This window comes from Flammeovirga sp. AWQ4_249 (assembly GCF_056161045.1).
Window position 1 is genome coordinate 65,797 of record NZ_JBSWYJ010000028.1, and the last position, 7,815, is coordinate 73,611.

Annotated in this window: 10 protein-coding genes; 9 read left to right on the forward strand and 1 reads right to left on the reverse strand. The window is 33.9% G+C overall.

What is annotated here, in order from left to right; genetic code table 11:
* Positions 1–130: 130 nt before the first annotated feature.
* The 6 genes from ACXAHM_RS18375 to ACXAHM_RS18400 all read left to right on the forward strand — a co-directional run bounded on the left by ACXAHM_RS18375 (position 131) and on the right by ACXAHM_RS18400 (position 4,822).
* Positions 131–1,918 carry a glycoside hydrolase family 3 protein gene (locus tag ACXAHM_RS18375; RefSeq protein WP_474962879.1) on the forward strand — a complete coding sequence of 596 codons (1,788 nt, stop codon included), beginning with the start codon at positions 131–133 and terminating at the stop codon, positions 1,916–1,918.
* Positions 1,911–3,116: an exo-beta-N-acetylmuramidase NamZ family protein gene (locus ACXAHM_RS18380; protein WP_474962882.1), complete on the forward strand. Its 1,206-nt coding sequence runs from the start codon at positions 1,911–1,913 to the stop codon at positions 3,114–3,116. Before ACXAHM_RS18375 ends, ACXAHM_RS18380 begins: the two co-directional genes overlap by 8 nt.
* A 187-nt stretch (positions 3,117–3,303) precedes the next feature.
* Entirely contained in the window at positions 3,304–3,783 is a 480-nt protein-coding gene (locus tag ACXAHM_RS18385) for an oxygenase MpaB family protein (protein ID WP_474962884.1), read from the forward strand.
* A 3-nt stretch (positions 3,784–3,786) separates the two neighbouring features.
* On the forward strand, positions 3,787–3,933 hold the full coding sequence (locus ACXAHM_RS18390) for a hypothetical protein (RefSeq protein WP_474962888.1): 147 nt from the start codon (positions 3,787–3,789) through the stop codon (positions 3,931–3,933).
* A 29-nt stretch (positions 3,934–3,962) separates the two neighbouring features.
* Complete coding sequence (locus ACXAHM_RS18395; RefSeq protein WP_474962890.1) at positions 3,963–4,142, forward strand: hypothetical protein; 180 nt, start codon at positions 3,963–3,965, stop codon at positions 4,140–4,142.
* A 20-nt stretch (positions 4,143–4,162) separates the two neighbouring features.
* A complete protein-coding gene (locus ACXAHM_RS18400) occupies positions 4,163–4,822 on the forward strand; it encodes a transmembrane-type terpene cyclase (RefSeq protein WP_474962894.1) in 660 nt (219 codons plus the stop codon).
* Positions 4,823–4,922: 100 nt separating this feature from the next.
* Here the strand turns inward: ACXAHM_RS18400 and ACXAHM_RS18405 are convergent, their stop codons facing one another.
* Positions 4,923–5,159 carry a VF530 family protein gene (locus ACXAHM_RS18405; RefSeq protein WP_474962896.1) on the reverse strand — a complete coding sequence of 79 codons (237 nt, stop codon included), beginning with the start codon at positions 5,157–5,159 and terminating at the stop codon, positions 4,923–4,925.
* Between the two features lie 48 nt (positions 5,160–5,207).
* Between ACXAHM_RS18405 and ACXAHM_RS18410 the strand changes: the two genes are divergently transcribed.
* The 3 genes from ACXAHM_RS18410 to ACXAHM_RS18420 all read left to right on the forward strand — a co-directional run bounded on the left by ACXAHM_RS18410 (position 5,208) and on the right by ACXAHM_RS18420 (position 7,533).
* A complete protein-coding gene (locus ACXAHM_RS18410; protein WP_474962900.1) occupies positions 5,208–5,588 on the forward strand; it encodes a VOC family protein in 381 nt (126 codons plus the stop codon).
* A 194-nt stretch (positions 5,589–5,782) separates the two neighbouring features.
* Entirely contained in the window at positions 5,783–6,481 is a 699-nt protein-coding gene (locus tag ACXAHM_RS18415; RefSeq protein ID WP_474962903.1) for an iron-sulfur cluster assembly scaffold protein, read from the forward strand.
* A gap of 41 nt (positions 6,482–6,522) precedes the next feature.
* Entirely contained in the window at positions 6,523–7,533 is a 1,011-nt protein-coding gene (locus ACXAHM_RS18420; RefSeq protein ID WP_474962906.1) for a GGGtGRT protein, read from the forward strand.
* Positions 7,534–7,815: the final 282 nt, after the last annotated feature.

Consider the following 7,815-nt stretch of genomic DNA (forward strand, 5'->3'; position numbering starts at 1 on the left):
TGTTTTTTGATAGGAGAGTTACTACATTAGTACTTTGTGAACTCAAGGAACACTTTTAATGTAATATATGCCTAATTTCTTTAAATCAATACTTTTTTTATTTCTCTTTAATGTCCTCAGTTTAATAACGTTGGGACAAGAGAAGTATTATCCATCCTTCTATAATGCTTCTATGGAAGACTTACATTGGGTGGATTCAGTTTGGAATTCTCTTTCCGAAGAAGAAAAAATCGCACAACTTTTTATTGTTCCTTTTTATACTGCCAATAGTTATAATGAAGTCGCAGATCTTGTTTCAGATTATAATGTGGGAGGTGTTATCTTTTTTAAAGGAAAAGCAAATACACAAGTAAATGCAATCAATCGACTTAATAAGCTAGCAAAAACACCTTTGATCTATACATTAGATGCAGAATGGGGCTTAGGAATGCGATTGCCGAAAGATGGTATTTCCTATCCTTATGCCATGACATTAGGTGCGATTGAAGATGATCAATTAATCTATGAGATGGGAAGTCAAATTGCAGAACAACTTAAAAGGGTAGGTGTAAGTGTAAATTATGGGCCTGTTGTAGATTTAAATAATAACCCATTAAACCCTGTGATAAATTATAGGTCATTTGGTGAAGATAAATACAAGGTAGCTGATAAAGCAATTCAATATGTACATGGACTTCAAGATAATAGAGTACTTGCAGTAGGAAAACATTTTCCTGGACATGGAGATACTAATGTTGATTCACACCATAATCTTCCTGTTATTCCTCATGATATTGAACGGTTGGATTCAATGGAATTATATCCCTTTAAAAAAATCATAAAAGCGGGAGTAGGTGGTGTCATGACTGCTCATTTGAGTGTACCCGCATGGGATCAACAAGCATCTTCATTGTCTCCAAAAATAGTGACAGATGTTTTAAGAGATTCTTTAGCATTTAACGGATTGATTTTTACGGATGGTATTCTGATGAGTGCTATCTCGAAACAATATCCTAAATATGGAACTGCAGATGCAAAAGCTCTAGTTGCAGGAAACGATGTAGTTGAATTTACGAATCATATTGGCAATGCTATTCAAGCAGTAAAAGAAGAGATTCGAGCAGGGAATTTAAGTTGGGAACAGTTGAACCAAAAAGGGTGGAGAATGTTATTACTAAAAAAGTGGGCAGGGTTAGATCGTCCTAAGTCGCTTTCTACAGATAATTTGTATTCGGATTTACATCCTCTTAAAGCGACACAATTGATTCAAAATATTGCTGACGAGGCGGTAACTTTGGTGCAATATCATGGTGGTCTACCTTTGAAGTCATCTTCTGGGAAAGTAGCTGTAGTAAATATTGGTAATAGAGAATATCAAGAAATTCCTACATCACTTCGAAAAGAAGGAGTAAATGTACATTCTTTCTTTTTGAATAAAAGAGCTTCTTCAACGGAAATCAAGACACTTTTAGCCAAATTAAAAGAGTATGATATTGTAGTCTCTCAATTTTCTGGATTTTACATGAGTCAAGGTTCAAAAGATATCGCTGTTGAGTTGGCGAATGGACATGCTAGTCCAACAATGCGTTATCCTTACAAAATAACTTACACTCAAATCAAATACATGGAATTAGCGAATAAGTTACCTGATCACTATGCAGTATTTTTGGGGAATGCTTATGTTTTAAGGTCTTTCCAAGAAATAGAAAAAAATGATGGTATTATCTTGAGTTATCAAAACAGTATGGCACTAAGGAAGTCTGTGGCTAAACTTTTGTCAGGAAAAATTACCCCTAAAGGAACACTTCCAGTGACCATAGACAATAGATATAAAGTGGGGACTTCATTTAAGAGTTTTGAGAATCCATATACAGAAAAAGTAGATAGAGACTCATTGTCAACGCTTCCATTACCTAAAATCAATAAATCAGATGTATAAATTTATTCTAGTTAATCTATTCCTTTTTATTAGTTTTTCTTGTCAAACCACAGAAGGAAAAGAAGACCAAAAAGAAGAAAAGGTAGTTGAAGTAGTTCCTGAAATTATTGTTGGAGCAGCGCAAACAGATGCTTATCTTCCTTTATTAAAAGGCAAGAAAGTTGGCGTATTGGTCAATCAAACTTCTATCATTGGAAATCAACACCTTGTAGATTCTTTGGTGAATTTAGGAGTAGATATTAAAATGATTTTTGCACCTGAACATGGTTTTAGGGGAAAAGAAGATGCAGGTGCACATGTTAAAGATGATATTGACCCTTCAACGGGGATAAAAATCTATTCAATTTATGGTAAAAATAAAAGGCCTTCTCCTGAGCTATTACAACAAGTAGATGTAATTCTTTTCGATATTCAAGATGTAGGCTGTCGTTTTTATACCTACATCAGCTCGATGCATTATATGATGGAAGCGTGTGCTGAAGCCAATAAAGAAATGTTGATCTTAGACCGTCCAAATCCTAATGGAATGTATATAGACGGTCCTGTTTTAGATCAGAAATTCACTTCTTTTGTGGGGATGCATTCTATCCCAATTTTACATGGCTTGACGGTAGGAGAATTAGCCCAAATGATTAATGGGGAAAAATGGTTGAGAAATGAAACTACATGTAAGGTAAATATTATACCTATGAAAAATTATACTCACGCGATGCCCTACAATTTACCTATTAAACCTTCTCCAAACTTACCAAATGCACAGTCGATTTTATTGTATCCCTCACTTTGCTTTTTCGAAGCAACTCCTGTCAGTATAGGAAGAGGAACTGCATTTCCATTTCAAGTAATTGGCTTCCCCAATAAAGCATTAGGATCTTTTGAATTTACACCCAAATCAACTCCAGGAGCAGCTTCAAAACCTGTATTAATGGATAAAGTTTGTTATGGTGAAGATTTAAGAGATGTCAAGCATGGAGGTTTACAACTGAGTTATATTATTGATTGGAATAAAAAATTTAAAACAGAGGAAGGTAAATCTGTGATCTCAAAAAATAAGTGGATGGATTTGCTTTGTGGGACAGATAAAGTGCGTTTAATGTTAAATGAAGGGAAGTCTGAAGAAGAAATTAAAGATTCTTGGAAAGTTGAATTGGCAGATTATTCTCAGATGAGAGAAAAATATAGATTATACAAAGATTAAATATTATTATCTTAATATATTGCTACTAACAGCTATAAGAACCTATTTTTTAACAAATGAACTTCTCTCTTAATGATTTAAGGTATTAGCTGACGAGTCTGCTGATAACATTATTCACTATTATCTTGAAAATCATGGACTAACTAAGATCAACAGTTTATTCAGTGCAATAACCGGTAAAAGGTCATTGGATCAAATTGGAGATGAAAAGCTTAGAGATTTTTTTGAAAAGGATTTTATTCAAGATGATATTGATTTAAAACTAACACAAAAAGGACAAGCTTTTTTTGAGCATAATTGTCCAACCATTTCATTGATGCTTTTAGCAAAATCATTACCTTCTACCTATGCGTGTGGCAATGGAGCTATGGTCGTCTATAAAACGGGGCGTTTTCTGAGATCTAGTAATGATGAAAAGAATGCGGACTTTAAAGAACGGTTGATGGAAACAGCTCAGTTTGTCATTGATGTTATGTCCAAAGGCGGATTAGATAATGATAAATCCGGTATTGCTTCGATTATAAAAGTACGTCTTATTCATGCAGCCGTTAGGTACTACCTTAAAAATAATGCACACTTCGAGTGGAATACTGAAAAGTATGGAGAACCTATCAATCAAGAAGATATGTTAGGTACTTTGATTTCCTTTGCTGTTTATCCAATTTAAGGAATGGAACAGATTGGCATAAAAGTAAGTGATGAAGATAAGGTAGCCTATTATTACAATTGGAAAGTGATTGGACAGGTCATGGGAATTCAGAAAGAATTTATTCCTGAAAACTATGAAAAGGCAGAATTATTAGAAAAGAAATTTTAAAAAGGCAACTAAAATCAACTTATCTGCTAATGTGTTCACTTTTTATGATGTTACAAGCATTATACTTAGCTGATAATAAAAAGAGTACTTTTTTGAATGGACTCCCTAAAGCTTTGAATATTTACTTTTTACAAAATTTATTGAATTTCTTTTACGATAGAGGAAAAGTGGAGTTTCTAATTCCTCAATATGATTTTGAAACAATTTAACTACAAATAAAAACAACTTTATGGACCAAATACACCAATGGGTAAATTTGACAGATTATACTGTTACCCAACAAGTATTATTTTTTTGGGATGCAATTTTTTGGACAGTGACTTATCTACTTGTTATTTATAAGGCACGTAAGCATCAATTCTTTGGAATTCATGTAGAAGCAGCAGTAGCAAATATAGCATGGGAGTTTATGTTTAGTTTTTTCTTTGAAACAGAATTAGGGCCACTTTTCGTTTGGGGAATCCGTTTATGGTGGATTATAGATGTATTTATGATTTTCTATTTCTATAAATATGGACACAAACAAGTAAGAGTGCCATTAATCAGAAAGAACTTTATTGTAACTGCCATAGTAGGTTTTGTATTCTGGTGCTGCATTATTTATGGATTTGTAAGTCAATATGGAGACCCAATTGGGGCAGGGACTGGATATATCCTGAATATTATTATGTCGGCATTATTTGTCTTTTTAATATTAGCCAATCCTAAAGAGAAGGCACTTACACTTTCCGTGGCTTTATGGAAAGGATTTGGAACAGTATTCGTTGGCGTGAGTTTAATGATGTCTCCTGAACCACCAATGTTTGTGGTCACTGTTGCGACAATTACTTTTATAATAGATATGTTTTATGCGTGGTTGACGGTCAACAAAGACAAGATCATAGCATAGAAGGCAAAAGAGTTTGCTTTTGAAAAAGAAGAAGAAAAAGTAGCTGAATTTGCTTAAATAAAAAATGGCTGTTACACTTGAGAGCGTAATAGCCATTTTTTTAGGATTGTTTTTTTATTTTTAGAAGATAAAGTTGTTCTACTTTTTCTCTAGCCCACGGTGTTCTCCTTAAAAATTTCAAACTCGACTTCACAGAAGGATTGTTATAAAAACAATTGATCTGAATTCGATTATATAATTGTTCCCAACCATAATAATCCACTAGATATTCAACAATATCTGAAAGTTTTACTCCATGTAATGGATTCTTTGGTTGTTCTTGTTTTTTATCTTCCATCCTGCAAAATTACATATTCTTTGACAGAAACTAAATTTTTAAATGACTATGAATCTTAACCAAATAACAGTTCCGACTTTAAATGTTCCCAAAGCGATTGCCTTTTATAAAAAATTAGGTCTAAAACTTATCGTACATACACATGATAGATATGCAAGATTTGAGTGTCAAAATGGGACATCTTTATCTCTTCATTTAGTAGATAAACTACCAAGTGGTCAAGGGATCGTAATTTATTTTGAGGATGAAAATCTTGATGCAACAGTAAATGAATTAATTCGAAAAGGGATTAAATTTGATGCTCTTCCAGAAGACCAACCTTGGTTATGGAGAGAAGCAAGGTTTAAAGATCTCGATGGAAATCAGCTGATTTTATTTTTTGCAGGAGAAAATAGATTAAATCCACCTTGGAAAAAGGAGGAAGAATAACATTTTATGTTCCTCATTTCATTAAAAATTAGGCATTTTAAGAAATTTAAAAGTCACTTTTTGAACTACTTTTTTGAAGCAATAATTAATTTTATTGCCTTAAATTTTATTAACTCAACTATGTAATCTTAAATTATTTTAACAGCGTATATCAAAGCATACGTTTAAAAATAAATTAAAGAACAACATAGATTATGAATTACACAGCAGAAATTCAAGGGATGTGTCCATTGGCACAAATGGGGGGAAATGCTCATAGAAATGCACCAATTCCAGTTGAAGGTAGAATGGTTCACGCCAAAGACGTTTACGATATCTCTGGATTATCTCATGGTGTAGGTACTTGTGCTCCTCAACAAGGTGCGTCCAAGTTAACGATCAATGTTAAAAACGGTATTATAGAAGAGGCATTAATTGAGACAGTAGGTTGTTCTGGTATGACGCACTCAGCGGCGATGGCATCAGAAATTTTACCTGGTAAAACAATTATGGAAGCTTTAAATACTGACCTTGTTTGTGATGCTATCAACGTGGCAATGAGAGAAATCTTCCAACAATTTGTTTACGGTAGAACTCAATCAGCTTTCTCAGAAGATGGTTTACCAATTGGAGCAGGTTTAGAGGATTTAGGAAAAGGATTAAGAAGCCAAGTAGGTACTACTTATGGTACTAAAGCAAAAGGCGTTAGATATTTAGAAGTAGCAGAAGGATATGTTACTCGTTTAGCTATTGATGAAAATGACGAAGTGATCGGATATGAATTTGTTCACTTAGGTAAAATGATGGAATCGATCCAAAAAGGTACTGATGCAAATGAAGCAATGGAAAAAGCAAAAGGTACTTACGGACGTTTCGATGAGGCTGAAAGATACATCGACCCTCGTCACCAATAATCACTATTAAATTATTTTACTATACAAAAAACATTACAATCATGGCTTTATTTGAAGGATACGAAAGAAGAATTGATCAAATTCAAAAAGTTTTAGAAGAATATGGATTCGAATCATTAGAAGACGCAAAAAAATATGTAGAAGAGCATGGCGTTGACGTTTACCATATCGTTACAGAAACGCAACCAATTGCTTTCGAAAATGCTAAATATGCTTACATTTTAGGAGCTGCTATCGCATTGAAAAAAGGATTAACTCAAGCAACTGATATTGCCGCTGTATTAGGTGAAGGTATCCAAGCTTTCTGTATTCCTGGTTCAGTAGCAGATCAACGTAAAGTAGGTATTGGTCACGGTAACTTAGCGGCTAGATTATTAAATGAAGAAACCAACTGCTTTGCCTTCTTAGCAGGTCACGAATCATTTGCTGCTGCTGAAGGTGCGATTAAAATCGCTTTATCAGCTAACAAAGTGAGAAAAAAACCACTTAGAGTGATCTTAAATGGTTTAGGTAAAGATGCAGCATATTTGATCTCAAGAATCAATGGTTTCACTTATGTAAAAACAGAAATGAATTACCAAACTGGAGAAATGAATGTTGTAGAAAAACGTCGTTTCTCTAAAGGACCAAGAGGTGAAGTAAACTGCTATGGTGCTGACGATGTTCGTGAAGGTGTATCTATCATGCATTTAGAAGATGTAGATGTATCAATCACTGGTAACTCTACCAACCCTACACGTTTCCAACACCCAGTTGCAGGTACTTATAAAAAAGAAAGACTAGAACTAGGTAAAAAATACTTCTCAGTAGCATCAGGTGGTGGTACAGGTCGTACACTACACCCAGACAATGTTGGTGCAGGTCCTGCTTCATACGGTTTGACTGATACAATGGGTAGAATGCACTCAGATGCTCAGTTTGCTGGTTCATCTTCAGTTCCTGCTCACGTAGAAATGATGGGACTTATCGGTATGGGTAACAACCCAATGGTAGGTGCATCAGTAGCCGTTGCAGTAGCATTACAAGAAGCTTTATCAGCAGTTGAAGCTTAATGAATTGATAAAATAAGGGAAGTTCATCTTCCTATAGAAATAGTAAAAAGGGTAAGTATCTTGATGGATGCTCACCCTTTTTTGTATTAATTAATGAATTACAAATCCAGCTCCCACGGAATATCCTTGAAATTTTATACCTGCTATTTTTGTAGTCATATAGCCAAATTATCTAGACGATTAATAAAACTTAAACAATAGTGTCCTAAACGTTTTCATTTTCTGAAAAAATGCACGTTTAAGCTATTATTATTGTATAAAATCATTCAATATTAAAATAAA

Bases quoted from the DNA above. Each gene is read 5' to 3' on its own strand.
- ACXAHM_RS18405 (WP_474962896.1), bottom strand. From the start codon at position 5,159: ATGGAAGATAAAAAACAAGAACAACCAAAGAATCCATTACATGGAGTA.
- ACXAHM_RS18390 (WP_474962888.1), top strand. From the start codon at position 3,787: ATGGAACAGATTGGCATAAAAGTAAGTGATGAAGATAAGGTAGCCTAT.
- ACXAHM_RS18420 (WP_474962906.1), top strand. From the start codon at position 6,523: ATGGCTTTATTTGAAGGATACGAAAGAAGAATTGATCAAATTCAAAAA.
- ACXAHM_RS18395 (WP_474962890.1), top strand. From the start codon at position 3,963: ATGTGTTCACTTTTTATGATGTTACAAGCATTATACTTAGCTGATAAT.
- ACXAHM_RS18415 (WP_474962903.1), top strand. From the start codon at position 5,783: ATGAATTACACAGCAGAAATTCAAGGGATGTGTCCATTGGCACAAATG.
- ACXAHM_RS18380 (WP_474962882.1), top strand. From the start codon at position 1,911: ATGTATAAATTTATTCTAGTTAATCTATTCCTTTTTATTAGTTTTTCT.
- ACXAHM_RS18410 (WP_474962900.1), top strand. From the start codon at position 5,208: ATGAATCTTAACCAAATAACAGTTCCGACTTTAAATGTTCCCAAAGCG.
- ACXAHM_RS18400 (WP_474962894.1), top strand. From the start codon at position 4,163: ATGGACCAAATACACCAATGGGTAAATTTGACAGATTATACTGTTACC.